The 226-nt window shown below is 39.8% G+C and carries 1 pseudogene; it reads right to left on the bottom strand.

What is annotated here, in order from left to right:
• Positions 1-146 (bottom strand): annotated as a pseudogene (locus tag B3182_RS16375) (tryptophan synthase subunit beta); the annotation flags it as partial.
• Positions 147-226: the final 80 nt, after the last annotated feature.

A 226-nucleotide genomic window follows, 5' to 3' on the forward strand; every position in this document is an offset into this window, starting at 1 on the left:
TCATTTTTATACTGTTTATAGGCCTCTTCCAGCTCATAAATAGCACCCATCAAGGTTTCGCCAACAAAGCGTCCACCATAAGGTCCAAAATGACCTAATTCATCCGGGTAGTTTTTAAAATAGTCATCAATCTGTATATCAGGCATTTGCCACCTCTCGCATGAATGCGCTTATTTTATTATTACTTTTAAGTCCTTTCGACTCTTCTACACCGCCGCTTACATCC

Origin of the sequence: Methylophaga sp. UBA4204, from assembly GCF_002379485.1 — a bacterium.
GTDB lineage: Bacteria > Pseudomonadota > Gammaproteobacteria > Nitrosococcales > Methylophagaceae > Methylophaga.